Below are 23,650 nucleotides of genomic sequence, written 5' to 3' on the forward strand. Positions count from 1 at the left end.
GTGGAGTTTATGGATTCCGGGCCCGCGCAAGAGCGCGTCCCGGAATGACAATTGAGAGGTTTGCATTACAGCGACTGCGCCGCTTCCATGCGCCCCGGAATGACGACTGTGGGACCGATGCCGGATGACGAGAGAGCCAAACGATCACCGTGCCGGCGGCACCGTTTCGATCAGCTTGCCGGTGAAAACGATCGGGCCCGTGGCTGCACCGGTCGGCGAACCGCCTTCCGGCTCGACGGTCACGGCATAGGTGGCCTGATTGACGACATCGGGATCATAGGCAGCGAGTGCAGCGCGCGATGTGAAGTCGTTGCTGCCGATCACGCCGAGCGAACGCGGGCGTTGCAGCTTGTCGGACACAATCCAGAGCTCGTAGCTTTTGCCGGCCTGCGGTTCGGCGCCAACCTTGCGCACTGTAAAGTTTTTGGTCGCCGCATCGACAGTGAGGATGAATGCGGGTGACGCAGCGTCGGTCTGCAGCAAGGCGACGTATTGCGACTGAGCTGCTGCGGGCGGCGCGACCGGCGCTGGCGCCTGCACCACCTGTTGCGCTGCCTTCGGGCGTAAACCCGCCGGCAGCAATTCGGGGCGATAGGCCTGTACGGCAATCAGCGCAACAAGCATGGCGGCAATCGCGGTCATGCCGGTGGCGACACCGCGCCAGCGTTTTGCCTGGACCGAGAAATCAATCACGTTCGACCGATCAGGCGTCGAATCATCAACGACAGATGGTTCAGCAACGACCGCCGCTGCAGCGACCGGCTGCGGCGCTTCCGGATGCACGATCGCTTCTTGCGTACCGGCCAGACCGATCGCAACGCGGATTTTCTCCCAGACTTCAGGACGCGGCTCGACAAGGCCGACCATCTGATTCAAAACGCCAAGCTTGCGCTCCCACGCCTCGACCACAGCGGCAAAATCCTTGTCAACGGACATCATGGTCTCGACCTGCACGCGCTCTTCGGCACTGAGCGTGCCAAGCGCATATTCCGCGGCAAGCGCGATATGGTCTTCGCTATAGGCCATCATGTCAGTCCCAGACACTCCCGGATGTCCATCATACTGCGGCGCAGCCACGTCTTCACTGTATTGACCGGCGCTTCGAACTTCGTCGCGAGTTGTTCGCGGCTCCAACCATTGTAGTAAGCAAGCAGCACCAGTTTCTGCCGGTCCGGCTCAAGCCGGCCCACGCACTCCAACAAGCGCTTCAATTCTTCGGTCATTTCCTGTCGCGCGAGCGGGTCAGGTGTATCGGCTGCCACTTCCATTGCAGCCGGCTCTTCCTCGATAGACGTTTCGCTTCTCTTGCGAACGACATCAATAGCCCGGTTACGAGCGATCGACGCCATCCACGTGATCGGCGAGGCAACACCGGGATTGAATTGCCCGGCGCTGTTCCAGATCTTGACATAGGCCTCCTGGATGACTTCCTCGGCGAGATCCTGTCTGCGCAAGATACGGATCACGACGCCAAAGAGTTTCGCGCGCGTCGCTGCATAGAGTCGCTCGAAGGCGGCTTCATCCCCTTTGGCAACTGCGGCAAGAAGCCAGACCAGTTCAGCCGGCGTCAGCATTACGTCTCCCCAACCTCAATATACCTTTCGCCTTACGGAGGTGCCGCCCGGCGGTATCACCTGTCGTAACATAGATTATAGCAAGCGGGCCATGTCGCTGTTTATGCTGTGGATAGACCACAAACAGCAAACCCGGACCTCGCGGCCCGGGCTTGATGACTTCAATCTTTGAGGCTCGTTGGCTCGCCGCTTCTGCGGATCAGGCCACTGCGCCGATGCGGGCACGCATCAGGCCAATGCTGTCGAGGTCGGCCTGTTCGCGTGCGTTCTCTTCGTCGCGTGCACGGGCCTGGTCGCGCTCGTCGAGCAGTTCGACCTTCTTGAGTTCTTCGAAAGCTTCACTCAGCAATGCCTTCGCGTCTTCGAGCTGCACGCGCAGCTCATCGGCCGAACGTGTCAGGTTCTCGCGACGTTGAATCGCAGCCTTCGCATAGGTGGGATAGGCAAAGTGAGTGGGATCCTGAATACCGGCGCGATCCTGTTCGGTCTGGATCTCGCGCTCGAGATCGACCGACATGCGCTGGAAATCCGCGATCATGCCTTCGATCTGATTGACCCGGCGGCGCTTCTCATCGACCTGGAACTTCTTCAGGCGGATCAGGGTGTCACGTGACTTCATCGACTCATACTCCCCAGAAGTCCCAGTCTCAACGCGGGACACAACCGGACAACCGCAAGGGGCTGACCGGCCGAAATTCTTCTCTGAGGGTCATGATGGCCTGACAAAGTTAGCGTTCCGTTTCCAAACCACCAACGATTTGTTGCAGTTGCTGATAGCCTTGGGCCAGTCCGCAGACTTCGTCCTTGCGTTGCCGCAGGAATGCCTCAAGCGGCTCATGGAGCCGGATCGCCTCGTCCACTTCCGGACTGGAACCGGCGCGATAGGCACCAAGCCGGATCAGTTCTTCCATATCCGAATAGGTCGCCATGATCTGCCGGGCCCGCGTGATCGTCGGCAAATAGGCTGGATCGCAGGACCGCGGCATGGTTCGCGAAACCGACTTCAGAATATTGATAGCAGGATAGCGGCCGCGCTCGGCGATACCGCGTTGCATCACGATATGGCCATCGAGAATGCCGCGCACGGCGTCCGCAACGGGTTCGTTGTGATCGTCGCCGTCGACCAGCACCGTGAAGATACCGGTGATCGAGCCTTCATCGGTGCCCGGCCCTGCCCGCTCCAGCAGTTTCGGCAGTTCGGTGAACACCGTCGGCGTATAGCCTTTCGCGGTCGGCGGCTCGCCGACGGACAGACCGATCTCACGCTGCGCCATGGCGAAACGCGTGACGGAGTCCATCATACACATGACGTCCTTGCCCTCATCGCGGAAGAACTCCGAGATCGACAGCGTCAGATAGGCCGCTTGGCGCCGCATCAGTGCAGGCTCGTCCGAAGTCGCCACGACTACGACGGCGCGTGCGAGACCTTCTTCGCCCAAGTCCTCCTGCAAGAACTCCTGCACTTCACGGCCACGTTCGCCGATCAGGCCGATGACCGACACGTCGGCATCGACATTGCGTGCCAGCATGGACAGCAAGACCGACTTGCCGACGCCGGAGCCCGCAAAGATGCCCATGCGCTGGCCGCGGCAGCAGGTCAGAAAAGTATTGAGCGAGCGCACCCCGAGATCGAGCGGCGCGCCGACGCGTTTGCGAGAATGGGCGGGCGGCGGAGACGCGCGATACGGCATCGGTGCCGGCCCCTGCAGCAACGGCCCCTTGCCGTCGATCGGCTCGCCCATCGCATTCACGACGCGGCCGAGCCAGGCGATCGAGGGCCGCACCTGGCTGGCGGCATTGGCGATCACCGCCCGGCAGCCGCGACGTACGCCTTCCAGTCCGGCAAAAGGCATCACCACGGCGTTGTCGCCACTGAAACCAATCACCTCGGCAGGGATGGAACGGCTGGTGCCGGTCTCGATGGTAATGCGGGCACCGACCGACATCGCGTGGATCGGCCCGGCGACCTCAACCATTAACCCGCGAACACCGACCACCCGGCCGTAAATATTGACGCCATCGAGGTCAGTAATCTGTTCCGCAAGGGCTTTCATTGCAAAACCCTTAAGTTTCGCTTCATTGCCGGCTCGGCCTTAACCCCGTGTTTACCCGCATCGTTAATCATTACGTCACTGTCTTGGATGACTGAGAGCATTCGCGCCATCAGAATGAAGGGGCGAGTCGATGGAGTCGGTTAGGTCCGGCTCTTAATGTGGAGCTTGAGCGGGTACGGGTACAAAAAGAGTCTTTGGTGCAACATCTTATGGCGATTCGACAAAAATTGCACGATTAGAGCTTGCGCTGAAGAATCAGGTTTTGTTAACCATATCCAGTCAGGATCCGAATCAGTTGTTCGTAGGCGTTTTTTGGTGCCGCAAGTATGGCGGCCGACCTGACGCCCGGAGCGGCGACTAAAGGGGACTGGCATGCGCGTTTTGCTAATTGAAGATGATAGCGCCGTTGCGCAGTCGATTGAGCTGATGCTCAAATCCGAGAGTTTCAACGTCTATACGACGGATCTCGGAGAAGAGGGCGTCGATCTCGGCAAGCTCTACGACTACGATATTATCCTGCTCGATCTCAATCTGCCGGACATGTCCGGTTACGATGTGCTCAAGCAGCTGCGGGTGTCCAAGATCAAGACCCCGATCCTCATTCTCTCGGGCCTCGCCGGCATCGAGGACAAGGTCAAGGGTCTCGGCGTCGGCGCCGACGACTACATGACCAAGCCCTTCCACAAGGACGAGCTGGTTGCCCGCATTCATGCGATCGTGCGCCGCTCCAAGGGCCACGCCCAGTCGGTCATCCAGACCGGCGACCTGGTGGTCAATCTCGATACCAAGACGGTGGAAGTCGGCGGTCAGCGCGTTCATCTGACGGGCAAGGAATACCAGATGCTGGAGCTGCTCTCGCTCCGCAAGGGCACCACCCTCACCAAGGAAATGTTCCTCAACCACCTCTATGGCGGTATGGACGAGCCCGAACTGAAAATCATCGACGTTTTCATCTGCAAGCTGCGCAAGAAGCTGGCGAATGCTTCCGAAGGCCGCAACTTCATCGAAACCGTCTGGGGCCGTGGCTATGTGCTCCGCGAGCCGCACGAAGAAGAGATCCGCATCCCGGCTTGAGTTTCAAGCCGGCATAAGCGTCACTCCCCGAAAGTTCTCACGAAACCCCGCCGAAAGGCGGGGTTTTTGTTTGCGTGGATGAACCCACCCTTTGCTTACAGCGACGAATGCCATAGGCGAATACCAAGCGATCATGTTTGGCGCACATTTCGGGGGCGGAATGGTTCTGCAATCTCTGGTCGGGCTGCCGGCCTTTCTGGTCTATTTCTGCACCGGCATCGTCGCCGTGATGCTGTATCTCTTCGTCTATCTGCGCGTCACCGCACATGACGAGTTCGCACTGATCCGCAAGGATTGCGCGCCAGCTGCGATCGCACTCGGGCTCAGCCTGCTCGGCTTCGTGCTGCCGGTGGCCAGCGCGATCGTCCACTCCGCCAATGTCATCGATTGTCTGATCTGGGCGATCATCGCGCTGATCGTGCAGATCGCCGTCTATTTCATTCTCCGCATTCCGGTGCCGCAATTGTCGGATCGCATAGCCAATGGCGAGATGGCCCCGGCCCTCTGGCTCGGCCTCGCCTCCCTTGCCGCCGGCGTGCTGAACGCGGCCTCCATGGTGTATTCGCCATGACCAGCGAGCCCGCAAAGAACTTCGGCAAGCGCCAACCCGTGCAGCCAATGCATGAGGAAGCCCCGTCGCGCAAACGCTCCAACCACGTGGCGCTCTTGCTCATGGGCACCATGGCCTTGGGCGGCGGCGCTTATGCGCTGATGCCGAGCGAACATTGCGACCCGAACCGCGCGGCCATCGCCGGCCAGCAGCAGGAGTGTCAGCAGCGCAGTTCATCGTCATCCTCCGGCGGCCATGGCTATTCAGGGGGCGGCAGCAGTTCTTCGGGACGCAACAACTTCGCCAGCACCGGATCATCATCCAGCGGCGGATATGACAGCTCGTCATCCAGCAGCAGCCACGTCACCCATGGTGGCTTCGGCTCCTTCGCCTCGCATTTCTCCGGCGGCGGCTAGTTTCTCATGCAACGCATCGCATGTTCCGAGCGCGACGATTGGCAGGCTACAGCGGCCGCGACGGGCTTCGTATTTCATACCGAGGCCGGCGACCGCTATTGGGACGAGCGCGCCTACTACGCCTTCACGCTGGATGAGATCGAGCGTCAGATCGAGGCTCCGACTGCCGAACTCAACGCGATGTGCCGCGAGCTGGTGAGCCGTGCGGTCAGGGATGAGCGCTATCTGCGGCTGCTGAAGATTCCGCAGGCTTATTGGACCTTCATCGCCGCAAGCTGGCAACGGAGCGATCCCAGTCTCTACGGCCGTTTCGATTTCCAGTTCGACGGCAAAGGTCCGGCAAAGCTGCTCGAATACAATGCGGACACGCCAACCTCACTGTTCGAGGCCGCGGTGTTTCAATGGACCTGGCTCGAACAGGCGATCGAACGCCAGATCGTCCCGAAGCGGGCCGATCAATACAACTCGCTGCATGAGCGGCTCATCGAGGCCTGGCGCAAGATCGGCGCCGACAAAGCCATTCATCTCGCAGCCGCCATGGACAATGCCGAGGACCGCGGCACAGTGCAGTATCTCGCCGATGTCGCGCAGCAAGGCGGCCTCACACCGGCGCTGATCGACATCAAGGACATCGGTTATGCCGACACCGGGCACTTCGTCGATCTCGAGGACCAGCCGATCGACCTGATGTTCAAGCTTTATCCGTGGGAGTGGATGTTCCGCGAGGCATTCGGCGGCCGTCTGAAAGGCGCATCGACGCGCTGGATCGAACCGCCGTGGAAGGCCATTCTGTCCAACAAGGGCATCCTGCCGCTGCTATGGGCGATGTTTCCGAACCACCCGAACCTGCTGCCGGCCTATTTCGACGATGATGCTGCAGCCGCTGAGCTCGGCACATCCTATGTGCGCAAGCCGCTCTATTCGCGCGAAGGCGCCAATGTCACGCTGGTGAGCGGCGGCAGCGCCATCGATGCGCAGCCCGGTCCCTATGGCGAAGAAGGCTTCATCCGGCAGATGCTGATGCCGCTGCCGAACTTTGCGGATCAGTATCCGGTGCTGGGCAGCTGGCTGGTCGATGAGATGCCATGCGGGCTGTCGATCCGCGAGGATGAGAATCCGATCACCGGCAACATGTCACGCTTCATTCCGCACGCGATCCTGTGACGGCGCTCAGCGTGCCGGCGACGCAGCGGCCTTCAGACCCACAGGCGTCATGCTCGGCACGATCGACGGTGCGGCACGGACGACGTTCGGACGGTACAGGCCACGCTTGTCGGCATGCGGCTTGAACGCGTCGGTCAGACCGACAACGGTCTCTGCGGCGCCCAGCGCCAGGAAGCCATCGGGCTCCGTGCACTTGGCAAGGCGGCCAAAGATCTGCGTCTTCATCTCCTGATCGAAATAGATCAGCACATTGCGGCAGAAGATGATGTCGAACTTGCCCATGCTGGAGAAGTCCTGCAGCAGATTGAGCGGCTTGTACTGGATCATCGACCGGATCTCCGGATTGATCTGCCACATCTCGCCGGTCTGCTTGAAGTATTTCACCAGCAGCTGGATCGGCAATCCGCGCTGGACTTCGAACTGGGTGTAGATGCCCGACTTCGACTTCTCGAGCACCTGCTGCGAGATATCTGTGCCGATGATCTCGATCCGCCATCCGGCGAGCTGGGCGCTCATTTCCTTGATGGTCATCGCGATCGAATACGGCTCCTGACCGGTGGACGCAGCCGCACACCAGATCCGCAGGCTCTTGCGGGCGGCACGTGCCTGGATCATCTCCGGCAGTACGACGTCGCGCAGATGGTCGAATGGAAGCTTGTCGCGGAAGAAGAAGGTCTCGTTGGTGGTCATCGCCTCGACCACGTCGGACGCAACCGTGGACGAGCCGTTCTTGATCTTCTGGACCAGCTCTTCAATGCCCGACAGGTTGGCCTTGCGCGCGAGCGGCATCAGCCGGCTTTCGACCAGATACTGCTTGTCAGCAGACAGATCGAGACCCGAGCGCTCCTTCAGAAACTTGCGCAGGAAATCATAGTCTGCCGGTGTCATGACCGATCTCCCGAGAAAAGACGAACCACTTTCGAACCGATTTGATTGAGCGGCAGGATAGCCGAGCAGATGCCCGCATTGGCGGCAGCGCCGGGCATACCCCACACCACGCTCGATGCTTCGTCCTGCGCGATGACATTGCCGCCAGCCGCGACGATATCCTTGCCGCCGCGCATGCCGTCCGAACCCATGCCTGTCAACACGACGGCGAGAATGGCGCCGTGCCAGACATCGATGGCAGACGTGAACAGCGGATCGACAGCAGGCTTGCAGAAATTCACCGGCGGACCGTCATCGAGCGCGATGGCGATGTTGGCACCCTGCTTGACGGCGCGCATATGCTTGCCGCCCGGCGCAAGGTAGATCTGACCGGCCTTGACGATTTCGCCATCGACACCTTCGCGAGCCGGACGCTTGCTGGCCCGGGCGAGATGTTCGGCAAGAATGGTCGTAAAGGTCGGCGGCATATGCTGCGTGATCAGCACCGGCACCTTGTCGATCACGGCGCCGATTTCGGCAACCAGCGTCATCAGGGCCTGCGGACCACCAGTGGACGAACCGATCAGCAGCGCGCGTGGCATCGTGGCGCTGAAAGGACGCTTCACGAGCTGCGCCTGCGCGGCGACTGATGTCACGGACTTGAAAGACGGTGCAGTCTCACGCGCCGCGGGAGCTGGCACGATCGACGGCGTCGTCGCCGACTTCAGGCGGCGAACCTTCGCGCCAAGATGACGGATCTTCTGCAACAGGTCGTGCTTGAAGATGTCGGCTGCGGAAATCTCCCGGGTGCTCTCCGGTTTCGGAATGTAGTCGGCGGCGCCGAGCGACATCGCCTTGAAGCTGATCTCCGCGTTGCGGCGGGTCAGCGTCGACGCCATGATGATAATGAGATTCCGCTTCTTCGCCAGCAGCTGCGGCAGCGCCGAAATGCCATCGAGCTCCGGCATTTCAATATCGAGAATTGCAACGTCGGGATTGATGCGCTCGATCTGGTTGACGGCATCGAGACCAGTACGAAGCGACGCCGCGACGGCCATGTCAGGCTCGGCCTCGATCCAGCGCGAGATCAGGCCGCGAATGACGACGGAGTCGTCCACCACCATGACTCGCAGTGGCTCATACCGCGAATCGACAACAGGAGGACTTATCACATCAACACTCATGAACTCACCGGACGCAACACAACGCGACAAATGCACTGACAAAACAAATGCACAAACAAAAAGGCGGGCGCCGGAAGTGTAATACGCAATTCCGGCGTAGAACTTAGATCAGGCCGACTTCCTGAAACTTCGCCGACACGATTTCCTTGTCGAACGGTTTCATGATGTATTCGTTCGCGCCGGCATGCAGAGCGCGCGCGATGTGGGCCACGTCGTTCTCCGTCGTACAGAACACGACCTTCGGAACGTCACCGCCCGGCATGCGGCGCAGGTTACGCAGGAACTCGTAGCCATCCATCACCGGCATATTCCAATCGAGCAGAACAGCGTCCGGCAGGTTCTGCTTGCAGATTTCGAGCGCTTTCTCACCGTCTTCAGCTTCGGTAATCTCGAAATCGAGACCTTCGAGAATCCGACGGGCGACCTTACGGATGACACTGGAGTCATCGACAACCAGACATGTCTTCATGTGAGCCTCATTTTCACCGCGGACAAAATTGTCCAAGTGCTGGTCTTAGGCGGCCAGCTTGTCAGGCGAGATTTCAAGGATGCGATCAACGTCGAGTACGACCATCAGTTGCCCATCGAGACGATGGACGCCATCGGCCATCTTGGCCATGCGCGGATCCAGATTGACTGGATTCACCTCACGGCTCTCATCGGCGAGCTTCAGGACTTCACCGATCGAATCGATCAGCAGGCCATAAGATTCACCGCGGAGATCGACGCCCACAGCCATCGGCGGCTTGCCGTCATCGTTCTTCGGCAGGCCAAGGCGCGAACGCATGTCGATCGCGGTCACAATTCGACCGCGCAGATTGAGCACGCCGGCGACGTCGCTGGAGGACAGCGGCACGCGGGTCAGGCGCTCGGGCATGAACACGTCCTGCACGCGCGAGATCGGCATGCCGAACAGTTGTCCACCGATCATGGTGGTCACGTATTCGGTAATCGCGCCGTCAGCGCTCGGAGCCTTGGTGGTGGTGGTGGTGGTCGTAGTGGTGGTGGTCATTGCGATTTCCCTCACGCAGCCTGGCGAACTTCAGTGGTCTGTTCTTTGAGCGCCGCAATCAGGCCGGGGCGATCGAACTTGGCGACGTAGTCATGGAAACCTGCGAGGCGACCGCGCTCGATGGCAGCCGGCGAGATCATCGCCGAGAGAGCAATGATCGGCGTGTGGCTGAGTTTCTGATCCGCACGGATGGTCTCGGCGAATTCGAAGCCGTTCATATCCGGCATTTCGATGTCGGTGAGGATTACGTCGACCTCCTGACCCGAGCGCAGGAATGACAAACCTTCCTGGGCGTTGGTGGCGACGCGTACCTTGTAGCCGGCAGCCTTGAGCACGGGCGAGAGCATGTTGCGGAAGAACGCGGAGTCGTCGACCAGCAGCACCGATTGGGCGGTTGCCGAGACACGCATTTCCTTACGCGAGAACCAATCGGCGAAAGCCATCGGCAGGAAGTGACCGACGTCGATCACTTCGGTCGCGAGACCCTTGATGACAGCGGAGCCCAGGATCCCCTCGCGACCGCTGGCCACTTCGATATGCAGGCGCTCTTCGACGATATCGACGATTTCGTCGACGACAAGACCCATCGAGCGACCGTCGTCTGCGAAAACGAGGATTGGCTGGGTACCCGACGTACGGACGGTCACGCCTTCCATCTGCACCAGCGGCATCAGCTGATCGCGGTACTGGACCATATAGCGGCCGTTCGACAATTCGACCTTGTCAACGCCCACTTCTTCGAGACGCGTGACGAGACCGAGCGGCACTGCCTTGGGCTGTGCGGAGCCGGCGCGGAACACCAGCAGCGACGTCAGCTGTTCTGCATTCATCGCGCGCATTGCGGCGTTCTCGTCGGCGATCTCGTGAGCGTTGGATGCCAGAGCACCAAGCTCCTGCGCGATGCCGTTCGGATCGACGATCATGATCACCGCGCCATCGCCCAGGATGGTGTTGCCGGAGAACATGCCGATGTGACGAAGCTTGGTGGACATCGGCTTGACGACGATTTCTTCGGTGTGGAAGACGCCATCGACGACGATGCCGAAGGTCTGGTTGCCAACCTGGGTCACGACGATGAAGCCGTTCTCCGGATCGGCCGACGAGCCGTCATCGATCTGCAGCAGCTTCTTCAGATGCATCAGCGGCAGCAACTTGTTGCGCAGGCGGAGCACCGGTGTGTCCTTGATGCGCTCGATACGATGTTCGGAGTTGGCGCGCGCACGCACCAGTTCGACGACCGCGAGCTGCGGGATCGCGAAGCGATCACCACCGGCTTCGACGATCAGCGCGGACACGATGGCCAGCGTGAGCGGGATCTTGATGGTGACGCTGGAGCCCTCGCCGGCGACCGACTTGATGTCGATGGTGCCGCCGATCTGATCGATATTGGTGCGCACCACGTCCATGCCGACGCCGCGGCCGGAGACGCTGGTAACTGCAGCTGCAGTCGAGAAGCCCGGTGCGAAGATGAACTTGTGAATCTGGGCTTCCGACATCTTCTCGATATCGGCTTCGGTGGCCAGACCGTTCGAAATCGCCTTCGCCTTGATCCGCTCGGTGTTGAGACCGCGGCCGTTGTCGGCGATGCAGATCAGGATGTGGCCGCCTTCGTGATAGGCGGACAGACGGATGGTGCCCTGCTCCGGCTTGCCTTCGGCAGCGCGCTCAGCCGGCGTTTCGAGGCCGTGATCCGCCGAGTTGCGCACCATGTGGGTGAGCGGATCCTTGATAAGGTCGAGCACCTGGCGATCGAGTTCGGTATCGGCGCCGTGCATCTCGAGTTCGATCTGCTTGCCGAGTTCGCCGGCCAGATCGCGCACGATACGCGGCAGCTTCTGCCAGGCATTGCCGATCGGCTGCATGCGCGTCTTCATGACACCGTCCTGCAGTTCGGCGGTCACGGTGGACAGGCGCTGCAGCGGCACCTTGAATTCGGTGTCTTCATGACGACGGCTGATTTCCAGCAGCTGGTTGCGGGTCAGCACCAGCTCCGAGACCATGGTCATCAGATGTTCGAGCGTGTCGACGTTCACGCGGATTGACTGGTTCGCGACCTTGTCAGCTTCTGGCTGGTCGACCTCGACTGCGGTCTTCTTGGCGGCAGGCTTCGGAGCAGCCGCCTTCGGCGCGGCGGGCTTTTCAGCAACCGGAGCCGGCGGCGCGACGGGCGCTGCAGGCGCAGGCGCAGCAGCTGCTACGGGCGGCGCAACTTCGATGGCGGTTTCCTGGAAGGCGCGCTCAAGCTCTTCGAGCGAGACTTCGCCGGGACGCAGCTCACGCTCCAGGGTCGGAACGACCAACGGGGCCGACTCGGCCGCGACAGGCGCTTCCGGTGCGATCGGAGGTGCGGACTCAGTCATCGATTCCATGCCTTTTTCGACCATGTGATGCAGTTCGCCAATCAGATCTTCGTCGACGCCTTCCGGCTCCACTTCCGTGGCTTCGAGCTGACTGAGTATTTCCTTGATGCGATCGATCGTGGTCAGGATGAGCGTAACCGCCTCTCCGGTAACCGGCATTCCATCGCGGAATTTGCCCATCAATGTCTCGGCGGCATGGGCCAGGGCTTCGAGACGGGGCAGTCCGAGAAATCCGCACGTGCCTTTGATGGTGTGAACCAGGCGAAAAATATTATCGAGAATTTTCGCGTTATTCGGGTCCTGTTCGAAGCGGACCAGCTGATTGTCAACCGTATCCAGGCTCTCGTTGGTTTCCGTCAAAAACTCGCGGAGAAGATCATCCATGAAAATAGGCCTTCACACTCCAGGCTCGCGACTTTCGCTACGCCTTTCGAAGTCTGGCTACTTTCCCCGCAAAGCGTTTAATATTAGTTGAGCATTCCCAAAAACAATGAATGCGACATTTAGCTATATGCTCGCACACGTACGAGCCCGCCAAACGGCGGACTCGTAAAGAGTTCATTAAGAGTTGAATGAGTTTGCGATCAGATCGCGGTGACGACGATGGCGTCGCCTTCGGGCACCAAGGTCACCTTGAGGCCGCAAGCCTGCGCCAGCAGCCGCGTGTAGTAAGGCTGCACGGCATGGGCATCGATGCTGCCAACTTGTTCCGAGGCCAGCATATCGACGATGGCCTGCGGCAGGCGCGCGTTGAGGCCTGCGGCCGTGATCTTGAAACCCTGCGGCTCACCTTCGCCGATGCCATCGATCTTGAGCACGCCGCCGCGCGGAATCGTCTGCTGCGCGATTACCAGCATGTTGAGCAGCAGCTTGACCTTGTTCTTCGGCAGCAGAAGCCGCGGCAAATTCCATTCGATCTTGGTCTTGGCGTCTTCAAGATGACCGCGCGACATGGTCTGCGCGTCGCCGAGATCGATCTGCGCGCCCGCCGAACCGGCGGCACCGAAGGCGAGCCGGCAGAACTGCAGGCGGGCCGATGCGGTCTTGGCGCTCTTCCGGATCAGATCGAGCGCGAATTCCTTGTCTTCCGGCTTGGGATTGTCATCGAGCACTTCGAGCCCGTTGACGATGGCGCCCACGGGGCTGATCAGGTCGTGGCAGACCCGCGAGCAGAGCAATGCCGCGAGTTCAAGGGCATCGGGGGCCGGACCTGGCGTGGGAGTGTCGGACATGAAATGCGCTCCTGGGGCCACACAGAATGAACGGCGAATCAAGCATTTGCTTTACGGTTAGATACACCGCAGATGGTGGCGCGACCACACCAGGGCTGGCAAAGTCCACCGGCGCAGCGCCCAAGCGTAGAAATGAACGGGGATGACATGCAGAGGATCAAGGCTTCCCGATGACGGATGATTCGCGACCTCGCATGGATGCCGCGCGGGCTGTCAGCCTGATGGCGCCGCTGACCGAGCTCGCCGCACAGGCCGGCGCTGCTATCCTCAAGGTCAACCGCACTGTCATGACCGTGGATGGCAAGGCGGACGGCTCGCCCGTGACCGAAGCCGATCTCGCGGCCGACCAGGTCATCGGCGAAGGACTGGCCCGGCTGTTTCCGGGAATCCCGTCGCTGTCCGAAGAGCGCCTCCATCTCGCCACGCCCCCCTATGCCGGCACACTGTTCCTGATCGACCCGCTCGACGGCACCAAGGAATTCGTCGCCGGCCGCCAAGAGTTCACCGTCAATATCGCATTGATCGTCGATGGCACTCCGCTGCTGGGTATTGTCGGTGCCCCTGCCCTCGGGCTGATCTGGCGCGGGCTGGTCGGGCGCGGCGCCGAACGTGTCGAACTCGCACCAGACCTGTCCATCCGCAAGGTCACACCGATCCAGACCCGCACGGCGCCTGCTCCGGGCGCGACATGGACCGCAGCGGTCAGCCGCTCCCATGGCGACCAGCGAACCGAGGCTTTCATCGCCAGTCGCCCCGGTGCTGTCAGACAGGAGTTCGGCTCGGCGCTGAAATTCTGCCGCGTGGCCGAGGGCCAGGCTGACATCTATCCGCGGCTGGCGCCGACCTGCGAATGGGATGTGGCTGCGGGCCATGCCGTGGTGGTGGCTGCAGGCGGCAAGGTGACCGACACCTTTGGCAAGGCGGTTCGCTTCGGCGGCAACCGGGAAGACTTCATCGTGCCGGAATTCATCGCCTGGGGTGACAGCACCGTGAGCGCGCGCGGCTGAACCCGCATTATTTCGCCAGGATATCCTGCACGCCCGGCCAGCGCTTGCGCGCGCCGGGCAGATATTTGGCCGGTGCCGCAGCAAAAGCGTCGCGGGTTTCCTCCCGGCCGAACAGGTAAAGGCGTTCGCCCGTAATGAGCCACAAACGCGGATTGCCGGCGAAGGCGACGCCGCGCGCGACGTCGACGGGATCATAGCCACCGAATTGCGGACCGTAGATGTCCGGATGCGCCGCGAAAGAGGCGCGATTGCCCTCGTTGCGGAAGCGCCAGACCGTGCCCTCTTCCGACATTTCGAAGTCCGGCTGCCCCAGCGTCGGGCGGCCTTCGGTGAAATAGGCCACCGGATCGAAACCGCTGATTGCGAGACCCGTGTATCGGTCAGTGACCACGCGCTCACTGGTCGCAGCCTGCGCGCCCGCCGGGACCAGAGCGGCCGCCAGCAGCAGAATCAAGGCAATTCCACGGCTCCAGCCTGACAATTCCCGCCGTTGTGCCGTCATAGTTGATACCGATAGTATAGGGAGTCGGGGACAATGACTGCAGAGTTAAACCGTGCTTCTCAGCATCCGGTTAAAGCCGCGGTCGCAAATTTGAAATACCAGGGGTTCTTTTCATGACCTTCGCATCACGCCTGGCAGCGGTCGCGCTAGCCACGTTCACGCTCGCCTTCTCGCCGGCCTCTGCGCAGCAACCACCGCGCGGCCAGGCCGCACCGGACACCTACCGGTCCGAAGAACTCATGACGGCCGGACACCGGTTTTTCGGCAATGTCTCGCGCGGCCTCGCCTCGGTGATCGAGAAGGCTGTCAGCCAGTGGGGGCTGCCGAACGGTTATATTCTGGGCGAGGAAGGCAGCGGCGCGATCGTGGCAGGCCTCCGTTACGGCGAAGGTACGCTCTATACGAAGAATGCCGGCGATCTGCGCGTCTACTGGCAAGGTCCCTCGGTCGGCTTCGACTGGGGCGGCGACGGCGCCCGTACCATGACGCTGGTCTATAACCTGCCGGCCACCCAGGCGATCTATCAGCGCTTCGCCGGTATCGACGGCTCCGCCTACATCATCGGCGGCTTCGGCATGACGGCACTGACTGCCAACAACGTCGTCCTGGTGCCGATCCGTTCGGGTCTCGGCCTGCGGCTCGGCGCCAATATCGGCTATCTCAAATATACCCCCAGCGCGACCTGGAACCCGTTCTAAGCCCTCGATCGCGCGGTCCTGCGATCAAGCGCTTCTGAACGGCTGAATAAAGGTTAACGAGGCGTTACGCTGTCTTTGCCGGCGGTGCCATGGCATGGTAACCGCTGCATTTTGAGAGCGTGGGAGCATTCGTCATGGTTGAACCGATCATGTATCTGGCGATCGGTTTTCTGATCTCGATGCTCTGCGGCCTGATGATCATGCCGCTGGTGCATAACCGCGCCGTCCGCCTCACCACCCGCCGGCTCGAAGCCGCGACGCCGCTGTCGATGGCGGAAATCCAGGCCGACAAGGACCAGCTGCGCGCAGAATTCGCGATGGCAGCACGCCGACTGGAAATGAGCGTCGACCAGCTCAAGAACAAGACCACCAGCCAGCTCGCCGAACTCGGCAAGAAGTCCGACGCCATCAACCGCATGAAGCTTGAGCTCGGCGAGAAGAACGCCACGATCTTCGCGCTGGAAGCCCGTGAAGCCGCTGTGAAGGAAAAGCTCGGCCTCACCGAGGCCGACTTCACCAGCAAGACGGAAGCGTTGCGCGCCGCCGAACAGGCATTGAGCAACAAGCAGGCCGAACTCGCCAAGCTGAACCACGACCTCTCGGATCGCTCCATGGTGGCCGACACCCGCCAGGTCGAGCTCATCGCCGTGCGCGCGCAGGTCGAGGAATTGAAGGGCCGCGTCGGCGATGCCGAAAAGGAATTCGCCAATACGCAGCACAGGCTGGAGCTGCAGCGCGGCGAATCCGACACCGCGACGCGCGAACTCACCGAGGCGCGCGCCCGCGTCGAGAATCTCAGCCAGCGCGTAACTGATCTCGATCAGCAGCTCACCATTCAGGTCCGCGAAGCCGAACAGCTCGGCGCCCGCGTCACCGATCTCGAGAGCCAGCTCTCGACCCAGACCAAGATCCTGGCCGAGCGCGATTTCGAGAACAGCCAGTTGCGTCAGGCCAATGAGGCCGCCGAACAGATCGCGCGCGACCTGCGCGTCGAGCTCGCCGCCATGAACGGCGCCAAGGGATCGCCCATCATCGAGAAGCTGCGCGCCGAGAAGGCCGCCGTGGAGACCGAGCTCGCCGCCGCCCGCGAAGAGCGTGCAAAGCTGCAGCGCGACCTCAACGGCGTCCATCAGCAGGCCGAGAGCGCATGGGCCACCGAGCGCATGGAAAACGCCCTGCTGCGCGAGCGCATCAACGACATCGCCGCCGAAGTGGCCAAAATGGCGATGACACTGGAAGGGCCGAATTCGCCCATCGAGGCGATCCTGGCCGCCGCACCAGCGCCCGCGGCCCAGCCGCGCCCGGCCAATGACGCAGGTTTCGCCCCCAACAGCACCCTTGCCGACCGGATCCGGGCGCTGCAGTCCCATGCCTCCCGCGCCACGCAGCCGGGCTAAATCGCGGGCCAGGAACCCAAATGGCCCGCCCGGCCGGATGGGGAGACTTATTGTGCTGACTTGCGGCAGGGTTTGCTTGACACCCCCGCCCCCTATTCCCTAAATCGCGCCACTGACGTCAGTCCCCGCCGGGCCATTACGGCCCGGCCTTTTGGTCTGTACGGCATCCCGGGCGCATAGCTCAGCGGGAGAGCGTTCCCTTCACACGGGAGAGGTCCAAGGTTCGATCCCTTGTGCGCCCACCATTATTCCAGCACATTCAAGTACTTAGCGGCCTTATTCCCTCGAAGTGTGCCCCGGAAAAGCTGGGGCACAGCAGGGGCACACTCGTTTCGGCGCTTGATCATCGTCATGGATTGGCCGGCGCAGCTCTCTAGCCGCCAAGTTAGACTTTCGTGAAATCGGGCTTTCGCTTCTCTGCAAAGGCAGAGAAGGCCTCGCGAGCTTCCGCGCTCTGAAGCCGCTCTTTGAAAAGAGCGCTCTCTTCAGCGATCCTTTCAACCATTTCCTGCTGCTCCCGCATCAAAAGCTTTGTATGGCGAAGTGCGCCTGTCGGACGCTGCGTCAAAGTCAGGGCGGCGGTCGCCGCCCTCGCACGAACATCGCCGATAGGGACAACGGCATTGGCAAGTCCGCATTGAAGTGCGGTTACCGCATCCATCGGCTCTCCCAACGCGAACATGGCATACGCCCTCACGTGCCCGATCCGCGAAGGGAGCAACCAACTCGACGCGGCTTCGGGCACCAGCGCCAGGTTGACGAAAGGCGTGATCAGGCGCGCATTCTCCGCCAGGTAGACCAGATCGCAATGCAGGAGCATCGTGGTTCCGACACCAACGGCGTTTCCCTGGACGGCCGCGACGAGCGGCTTGGTCGCCTTTGCTAAATTGCCGATAAAGCGAAACGCGGGACTGTCAGTGGTTTCGTTTGCCGTGGACTGGGCGGCAAAGTCCGCCAAGTCGTTGCCGGAGGTGAAGCTGTCGCCGTCGCCCTGAAACAGAACGACCTTGACGGCAGGATCCCTTTCGGCGCGTTCGAGGCCTTCCGACATCGCGTCGTACATCGCTCCGGTCAGCGCGTTCTTCTTCTCGGGACGCGAGATCGTGAGCGTCATCACGCCATCGACGACATCCGTCTTCAAATGATCCGTCATGCCATCGTCCTCAGCTTGCGGCGCGCAGGGGTTCGCAGGCAGAGGCGTTAAGAAAACCGGTCAAGCGCTGGCGGATGATGCTTTCGGCGTCCGCCATGATGCGATCGATCAGTTCCTTGACGGTCGGGATGTCGTTGATGAGGCCCGCAACCATGCCGCAGCTCCAGGCGCCGGCGTCCATGTCACCGTCGACCATGACTTTCGGATACACGCCCGCCACTTCATTGATGATGTCGCCGATGACCAATGAGTCGCCCTTAGCTTGTTCGGTTGCGATCAGCCGCTCGACTCCGGCGTTATTGAGAACGCGCTCGGTATTCCTCAGCGAGCGCATCACTAGACGCGTATCGAGTTCCGACGCCTTGACGATCGCATCCTTGACGTTCTGATGGACGGGCGCCTCTTTGGTTGCCACGAACCGGGTGCCCATGTTCATGCCCGCAGCGCCCATCGCGAGCGCCGCAACCAGACTACGCGCGTCGGCCATCCCTCCCGATGCAACGAACGGGATCTTCAGTTCTTCGGCAGCGCGCGGCAGCAGAATCATGTTTGGCATGTCGTCTTCGCCGGGATGACCACCGCATTCGAATCCGTCGACGCTGACGGCGTCGCAACCGATCTTCTCCGCCTTCAACGAATGGCGGACGGATGTGCATTTGTGGATGACTTTGATGCCCGCCTCCTTCAGGGCCGGCATGTACTGCTCAGGACTTCGGCCAGCGGTTTCGACGGCCTTGATGCCACCTTCCTTGATCGCGGCGATGTATTCCGGATATGGCGGGGCGTCGAACGTCGGCAGAAATGTGAGGTTCACGCCGAACGGCTTGTCGGTCATGTCGTGACAGCGCGCGATTTCCTTCGCGAGGTTCTCGGGCGTTCTTTGAGTCAATCCGGTGATGATGCCCAGGCCACCGGCATTCGAGACGGCCGCGGCGAGTTCGGCAAAGCCTACATAGTGCATGCCCCCCTGAATAATGGGATGTTCGATCTCGAAGAGGTCTGTGATGGCGGTTCTCATGATCGTCTCCGAATCTCGCTGTTTAGGTTTCTGATTATCAGTGAACGATTTCGAGCAGGCCGGCCGCACCCATGCCGCCGCCTACGCACATCGTGACCACCGCGTACTTCGCCTTGCGACGACGCCCCTCGATCAGCGCATGACCCGTCAGCCGCGCGCCGGTCATGCCATAGGGGTGACCGACAGCGATGGAGCCGCCGTTGACGTTGAGCTTCTCGGGATCAATGCCGAGCGTGTCGCGGCAGTAGATAACCTGGACCGCGAATGCCTCGTTCAATTCCCAAAGGTCGATGTCGTCGATCGTGAGACCATGGCGCTTGAGAAGGCGAGGCACTGCGAAGATCGGGCCGATTCCCATCTCGTCGGGCTCGCAGCCCGCCGACACAAAGCCGCGGAAGATGCCAAGCGGCTTTAGGCCCTTTTGGGCGGCGAGCTTGTCGCTCATGATAACGGTGGCGCTGGCACCGTCCGATAGCTGGCTCGCGTTGCCGCCAGTGATGGAGTAGCCCGGCCCTTTCGCCGGCTTGACTTTGGCCAGTCCCTCGGCGGTCGTGTCAGGACGCGGGCCCTCGTCCGCCGAGAGCGTGATCTCGTTGTAGGAGATGGCGCCGGTCTCCTTGTTAGTCACGACCATCGTCGTCTTGATCGGCGCCAGTTCGTCATTGAAGCGGCCGGCTTGCTGCGCGGCTGCGGTGCGGCGCTGACTTTCGAGACTGTATTCGTCCTGCGCGTCCCGAGAGATGTTGTAGCGTTTTGCGACGTTTTCGGCCGTATCCAGCATTGCGATGTAAGCGTCGCCTTTGATCGCCAGCAGCTCTGGGTCAACCGCGTGCCACTGGTTCATATGTTCGTTCTGGACGAGGCTAATGGATTCACCGCCTCCGCCGACCGCGACCTCTACGCCGTCGAAGATCACCGACCGGGCGGCAAGCGCGATCGCCTGGAGCCCCGACGCACACTGTCTGTCGATGGTGGTGCCGGCGACCGTGACAGGAAGACCGGCGCGAAGCAGAGCCTTGCGGGCGATGTTCGATCCCGTCGTGCCCTGCTGCATGGCGCACCCCATCACCACGTCCTCCACCTCTCCGCCTATGATGTTCGCGCGGGTGAGCGCCGCCGAAATGGCGTGTCCCATCATGGTCGCACCTTCGGTATTGTTGAGCGCGCCCTTATAGGCCTTTCCTATCGGGGTGCGGGCGGTCGATACGATTACGGCTTCGGTCATTTATTATTTCCTTGGCTGGATGGGACGGGCGTGACCGCGCGTCATGCGGCGTGGGCGAATCGCATCAGATGGAAAGCGGGGTCGCCGAACTGGATGTCGATGGCGCCGATACGTTTGAAATAGTGACCGACCTTGAGCTCGTCGCTCATGCCCATGCCACCGTGCAGTTGGATCGCCTGTTCGCCGATGAAGCGCGCAGCATATCCGACCTTTGTCTTCGCACCGGAGGCGAGCTTCGTGACATGGGCGTCGTTGGACGCCAGCGTCAGGGTCAGATGCTGCATCAACGAGACGGCTTCCTGCAGCGCGATAAACATGTCGACCATTCTGTGCTGCAGCACCTGAAACGATCCGAGGGTCACGCCGAATTGCTTGCGGGTCTTGCTGTAGTCTAGCGTCGCCGCATTCAGCTCGGTCATTGCGCCTATAGCCTCGGCACACAGTCCGCCGATGCCGCGGTCGCGACAGCTCTCGAGCGCGACGACTCCCTGGCCTTCGCGTCCGAGCAGGTTGACCGCCGGGATGCGAACATCCTTCAGCGTGACCTCGGCGGCGCGCCTGCCGTCGACCGTCCGGTAGCTTTGCATGTGTAGACCGGCCGCCCGGCTGTCGACGATGAACAGGGACACGCCGTCACGATCGCCATCTCGGCCGGACGTTCTCGCGGAGACGATCAGCCGGTCGGCCCACGGAGCACCGATCACGGCGGCTTTCGTTCCCGACAGGACGTAGTCATCACCACTTCGGTCCGCAGACACCGATACCTTGTTGAGGTTGTACCGAGATCCCGGCTCGGCCCAGGCCAACGCCCACGTCGCCTCGCCCGCTGCGATCTCGGCGAGCAATTCCCCGCGTTGGTCGTCGGTCCCCAATGCCTCGATTAGCCCTCCCGCCAGCACGACCGTCTCGAAATATGGCTCGACGACGAGGCTGCGGCCGAACTCCTGCATAACGATCATGGTCGTCAGCGGGCCGTTCCCGAGGCCGCCATATTCCTCCGCGAACGGTGCCGCCAGAAGACCGAGGTCGGCGAACTTTGCCCACACCGCGCGACTCCAACCATCTTCGCCCGCGACGATCTTCGCTCGGTCATCGAAGCCGTATTCATCCTGCAGGAAACGTTGCACGCTGTTGCGGAGCAATTCCTGGTCTCCGGTCAGTTCGATGTCCATGGGCGCCTCTCCTGGTGCGGGTCAAAGACCGAGCACGGCTTTCGCGATGATGTTGCGTTGAATCTCGTTGGATCCGCCGTAGATGCTGAGCTTGCGCGAGTTGAGGTATTTTTCCGCCGACGTATGCCCATAGTCAGGCCCGGGCATGAAACGGTTACCGCTGACGGGATGCTCCCGAAGAGCGACGCCGTAGTTGCCCATCGCGCGGTGCGTGAGGTCGGTAATGCGCTGGAATATCTCGGTGCCTCTGATCTTGAAGAGCGATGCGGCCGGGCCGGGATCGATACCGCGCGACATCTGCGCGACGACCCTCAATTCCGTCGCTTCGAGGGCCAGCACATCCAATTCGACACGGGCGATCTCACGGATGAACTCCGCGAAACTCGGATCGTCCTCGGGAATTTCAGCCCTAACGATGTCCTTGAGTCGCCGCAGGTACCGGGTCGAACGACCGATACCCGCCATACTGGTGCGTTCGTTGCCGAGGAGGAATTTTGCATAGGTCCAGCCCTTGTTCTCCTCGCCGATCAGATTCTCGATCGGCACCCGCACGTCCTCAAGGAAGACGTCGTTGACCTCGTGCGAGCCGTCGATGGTGATGATCGGGCGCACGGTGACGCCGGGCGTCTTCATGTCGATCAACAGGAAGGAGATGCCCGCCTGGGGCTTTGCGGACGGATCGGTGCGGACGAGACAGAAGATCCAGTCCGCGTGCTGCGCGAGAGTAGTCCATGTCTTGTGCCCGTTGACGACGTAGTGATCGCCGTCGCGAACCGCCTTGGTCCTGACGGAAGCTAGATCCGACCCCGAACCCGGCTCCGAGTAACCCTGGCACCACCAGTCCTCGCCCGACAATATGCGCGGCAGGAACCTCGCCTTCTGCGCCTCCGTCCCGAAGGTGTAGATGACCGGGCCGACCATGGTCACGCTGAAGGCGAGCGGCGGAAGCGTTCCCGCACGCGAGGTCTCCTGCTCCCAGATGAAGCGCTGGGTCAGCGACCAACCGGGGCCGCCATATTCCTTCGGCCAGAGCGGCGCGATCCAGCCCTTCTGATAGAGGATCCTGTGCCAAAGGAGCGATTGCTCTTTTGCGAGATCCGTCTCGGGATTCGCGACACGCATTTCCTTCGGGTAGTTTTCCGAGATGAAGGACCGAGCCTCGTTACGGAATGCCGCATCTTCGGCCGAAAGGTTGAGCTCCATGGCGAGCTACCATTTCTCGCCGAATGGACGAATCTCGTGCTCGAACGTCCATGCGTCACGCGGCTGCTGGTAAAGTGCCCAGTAAGCCTCGGCGACAGCAGCCGGCCGCATCAAACGGTTCGGATCGAGGTTTTCCATCGCCTTCGGCCCTTCGCGGCTGGTGATCAGCTGCCGCACCCATTCCGTATCCACGCTCGAGTCGATGATCAGGTGCGCGACGTGAATGTTCTTTGGGCCGAGCTCCCTGGCCATCGATTGCGCGACGGCTCGGAGACCGAACTTGGCGCTGGCAAAAGCGGCGAAACCGTTGCCGCCCCGCAGGCTTGCCGTCGCGCCCGTGAAGAAGATGTTGCCCTTTCCGCGCGCCAGCATCGCCCGCGCCGCCTCGCGGCCGGCCAGGAAGCCGGAGTAACACGCCATCTCCCAGACCTTGCGGAACACACGTTCGGTCGTCTCCACGATCGGAAAGTTGACGTTAGCACCGATGTTGAAAACACAGATCTCCAACGGCGCATGGGCGTCGGCGTCAGCGATGAATTTCACCATCTCCTCTTCCTTGCGCGCATCGAGAGCACGCCCAAATACGGTGCCCCCCGCGGCCTCGATCTCCTTGATCAGCGGCTCGAGCTTCTCGCCCTGGCGGCGCCCCACGAAGACCGTGAAACCTTCCGCAGCGAATTTCTTGGCGATCTCGCCGCCGATGAAGTCACCTGCGCCAACGACGGCTACTGTTGCATTGCGTTTTTTCAACTGAGTTCTCCCGGATGCGAGTACGCGGCGGCGAACGC

The 23,650-nt window shown here is 61.4% G+C and carries 24 protein-coding genes and 1 tRNA gene; 8 read left to right on the forward strand and 17 right to left on the reverse strand.

The genetic code is table 11. From position 1 onward, the window contains the following. Positions 1-144 precede the first annotated feature (144 nt). The 4 genes from CHC01_RS27425 to fliI form a co-directional block, all read right to left on the reverse strand. Positions 145-1,026 carry an anti-sigma factor gene (locus CHC01_RS27425; protein ID WP_089267588.1) on the reverse strand — a complete coding sequence of 294 codons (882 nt, stop codon included), beginning with the start codon at positions 1,024-1,026 and terminating at the stop codon, positions 145-147. Next, entirely contained in the window at positions 1,026-1,574 is a 549-nt protein-coding gene (locus tag CHC01_RS27430) for a sigma-70 family RNA polymerase sigma factor (RefSeq protein WP_089267514.1), read from the reverse strand. The genes CHC01_RS27425 and CHC01_RS27430 overlap by 1 nt, the downstream gene beginning before the upstream one ends. Positions 1,575-1,773: 199 nt before the next feature. After that, positions 1,774-2,193, reverse strand: coding sequence for a flagellar export protein FliJ (fliJ, locus tag CHC01_RS27435; RefSeq protein WP_068737112.1), 420 nt, complete (start codon positions 2,191-2,193; stop codon positions 1,774-1,776). Between the two features lie 109 nt (positions 2,194-2,302). After that, a complete protein-coding gene (gene fliI, locus CHC01_RS27440; protein ID WP_089267515.1) occupies positions 2,303-3,628 on the reverse strand; it encodes a flagellar protein export ATPase FliI in 1,326 nt (441 codons plus the stop codon). Positions 3,629-4,000: 372 nt separating this feature from the next. Here fliI and ctrA point away from each other — a divergent pair, with 372 nt between their 5' ends. The 4 genes from ctrA to CHC01_RS27460 all read left to right on the forward strand — a co-directional run bounded on the left by ctrA (position 4,001) and on the right by CHC01_RS27460 (position 6,832). Further along, entirely contained in the window at positions 4,001-4,702 is a 702-nt protein-coding gene (ctrA, locus tag CHC01_RS27445; protein WP_068737116.1) for a response regulator transcription factor CtrA, read from the forward strand. A gap of 160 nt (positions 4,703-4,862) precedes the next feature. Beyond that, positions 4,863-5,273, forward strand: coding sequence for a DUF350 domain-containing protein (locus CHC01_RS27450; RefSeq protein ID WP_089267516.1), 411 nt, complete (start codon positions 4,863-4,865; stop codon positions 5,271-5,273). After that, a complete protein-coding gene (locus CHC01_RS27455) occupies positions 5,270-5,668 on the forward strand; it encodes a hypothetical protein (protein ID WP_089267517.1) in 399 nt (132 codons plus the stop codon). The genes CHC01_RS27450 and CHC01_RS27455 overlap by 4 nt, the downstream gene beginning before the upstream one ends. A gap of 6 nt (positions 5,669-5,674) precedes the next feature. Further along, positions 5,675-6,832, forward strand: coding sequence for a glutathionylspermidine synthase family protein (locus tag CHC01_RS27460; protein ID WP_089267518.1), 1,158 nt, complete (start codon positions 5,675-5,677; stop codon positions 6,830-6,832). A 6-nt stretch (positions 6,833-6,838) separates the two neighbouring features. On the opposite strand, the gene CHC01_RS27465 is transcribed toward CHC01_RS27460, so the two are convergent. The 6 genes from CHC01_RS27465 to chpT all read right to left on the reverse strand — a co-directional run bounded on the left by CHC01_RS27465 (position 6,839) and on the right by chpT (position 13,487). Continuing rightward, positions 6,839-7,720, reverse strand: a complete 882-nt coding sequence (locus CHC01_RS27465; protein ID WP_089267519.1) for a CheR family methyltransferase — start codon at positions 7,718-7,720, stop codon at positions 6,839-6,841. Then, entirely contained in the window at positions 7,717-8,883 is a 1,167-nt protein-coding gene (locus tag CHC01_RS27470) for a protein-glutamate methylesterase/protein-glutamine glutaminase (protein ID WP_089267520.1), read from the reverse strand. Before CHC01_RS27470 ends, CHC01_RS27465 begins: the two co-directional genes overlap by 4 nt. 103 nt (positions 8,884-8,986) lie before the next feature. Then, complete coding sequence (locus tag CHC01_RS27475) at positions 8,987-9,352, reverse strand: response regulator (RefSeq protein ID WP_068737128.1); 366 nt, start codon at positions 9,350-9,352, stop codon at positions 8,987-8,989. 45 nt (positions 9,353-9,397) lie between these two features. After that, complete coding sequence (locus tag CHC01_RS27480; RefSeq protein WP_089267521.1) at positions 9,398-9,895, reverse strand: chemotaxis protein CheW; 498 nt, start codon at positions 9,893-9,895, stop codon at positions 9,398-9,400. Positions 9,896-9,906: 11 nt separating this feature from the next. Continuing rightward, positions 9,907-12,639, reverse strand: a complete 2,733-nt coding sequence (locus CHC01_RS27485; RefSeq protein WP_089267522.1) for a hybrid sensor histidine kinase/response regulator — start codon at positions 12,637-12,639, stop codon at positions 9,907-9,909. A 200-nt stretch (positions 12,640-12,839) separates the two neighbouring features. Continuing rightward, positions 12,840-13,487 (reverse strand): histidine phosphotransferase ChpT, encoded by a 648-nt coding sequence (chpT, locus tag CHC01_RS27490; RefSeq protein ID WP_068737134.1) that lies wholly within the window; start codon positions 13,485-13,487, stop codon positions 12,840-12,842. 170 nt (positions 13,488-13,657) lie between these two features. Here chpT and cysQ point away from each other — a divergent pair, with 170 nt between their 5' ends. Beyond that, positions 13,658-14,494, forward strand: a complete 837-nt coding sequence (gene cysQ, locus CHC01_RS27495; protein ID WP_089267523.1) for a 3'(2'),5'-bisphosphate nucleotidase CysQ — start codon at positions 13,658-13,660, stop codon at positions 14,492-14,494. 7 nt (positions 14,495-14,501) lie between these two features. Here cysQ and CHC01_RS27500 read toward each other — a convergent pair whose 3' ends face one another. After that, the gene (locus tag CHC01_RS27500; RefSeq protein ID WP_176454721.1) at positions 14,502-14,996 is read right to left on the reverse strand and encodes a YHS domain-containing (seleno)protein; all 495 of its coding nucleotides are present in this window, start codon (positions 14,994-14,996) and stop codon (positions 14,502-14,504) included. 113 nt (positions 14,997-15,109) lie between these two features. On the opposite strand from CHC01_RS27500, the gene CHC01_RS27505 reads away from it, so the two are divergent. From CHC01_RS27505 to CHC01_RS27515, 3 genes are all read left to right on the forward strand, one after another. Further along, entirely contained in the window at positions 15,110-15,694 is a 585-nt protein-coding gene (locus CHC01_RS27505; protein ID WP_089267524.1) for a DUF1134 domain-containing protein, read from the forward strand. A 134-nt stretch (positions 15,695-15,828) separates the two neighbouring features. Continuing rightward, positions 15,829-17,091: a coiled-coil domain-containing protein gene (locus CHC01_RS27510; RefSeq protein WP_089267525.1), complete on the forward strand. Its 1,263-nt coding sequence runs from the start codon at positions 15,829-15,831 to the stop codon at positions 17,089-17,091. 170 nt (positions 17,092-17,261) lie between these two features. Beyond that, positions 17,262-17,336, forward strand: a tRNA-Val gene (locus tag CHC01_RS27515). Positions 17,337-17,476: 140 nt separating this feature from the next. Here CHC01_RS27515 and CHC01_RS27520 read toward each other — a convergent pair. The 6 genes from CHC01_RS27520 to CHC01_RS27545 are packed head-to-tail and all read right to left on the reverse strand — an operon-like array spanning position 17,477 to position 23,612. Further along, complete coding sequence (locus CHC01_RS27520; RefSeq protein ID WP_089267526.1) at positions 17,477-18,244, reverse strand: enoyl-CoA hydratase; 768 nt, start codon at positions 18,242-18,244, stop codon at positions 17,477-17,479. 10 nt (positions 18,245-18,254) lie between these two features. After that, positions 18,255-19,262, reverse strand: a complete 1,008-nt coding sequence (locus CHC01_RS27525; protein WP_089267527.1) for an NAD(P)H-dependent flavin oxidoreductase — start codon at positions 19,260-19,262, stop codon at positions 18,255-18,257. Between the two features lie 37 nt (positions 19,263-19,299). Next, positions 19,300-20,487 carry an acetyl-CoA C-acyltransferase gene (locus CHC01_RS27530; protein ID WP_089267528.1) on the reverse strand — a complete coding sequence of 396 codons (1,188 nt, stop codon included), beginning with the start codon at positions 20,485-20,487 and terminating at the stop codon, positions 19,300-19,302. Between the two features lie 41 nt (positions 20,488-20,528). Beyond that, entirely contained in the window at positions 20,529-21,659 is a 1,131-nt protein-coding gene (locus tag CHC01_RS27535; RefSeq protein ID WP_089267529.1) for an acyl-CoA dehydrogenase family protein, read from the reverse strand. 21 nt (positions 21,660-21,680) lie between these two features. Further along, the gene (locus CHC01_RS27540) at positions 21,681-22,862 is read right to left on the reverse strand and encodes an acyl-CoA dehydrogenase family protein (RefSeq protein ID WP_089267530.1); all 1,182 of its coding nucleotides are present in this window, start codon (positions 22,860-22,862) and stop codon (positions 21,681-21,683) included. A 6-nt stretch (positions 22,863-22,868) separates the two neighbouring features. Next, a complete protein-coding gene (locus CHC01_RS27545) occupies positions 22,869-23,612 on the reverse strand; it encodes an SDR family NAD(P)-dependent oxidoreductase (protein ID WP_089267531.1) in 744 nt (247 codons plus the stop codon). Positions 23,613-23,650: the final 38 nt, after the last annotated feature.

The sequence above is a fragment of the Tardiphaga sp. OK246 genome (assembly GCF_900188215.1).
Classification (GTDB): Bacteria; Pseudomonadota; Alphaproteobacteria; order Rhizobiales; family Xanthobacteraceae; genus Tardiphaga; species Tardiphaga robiniae.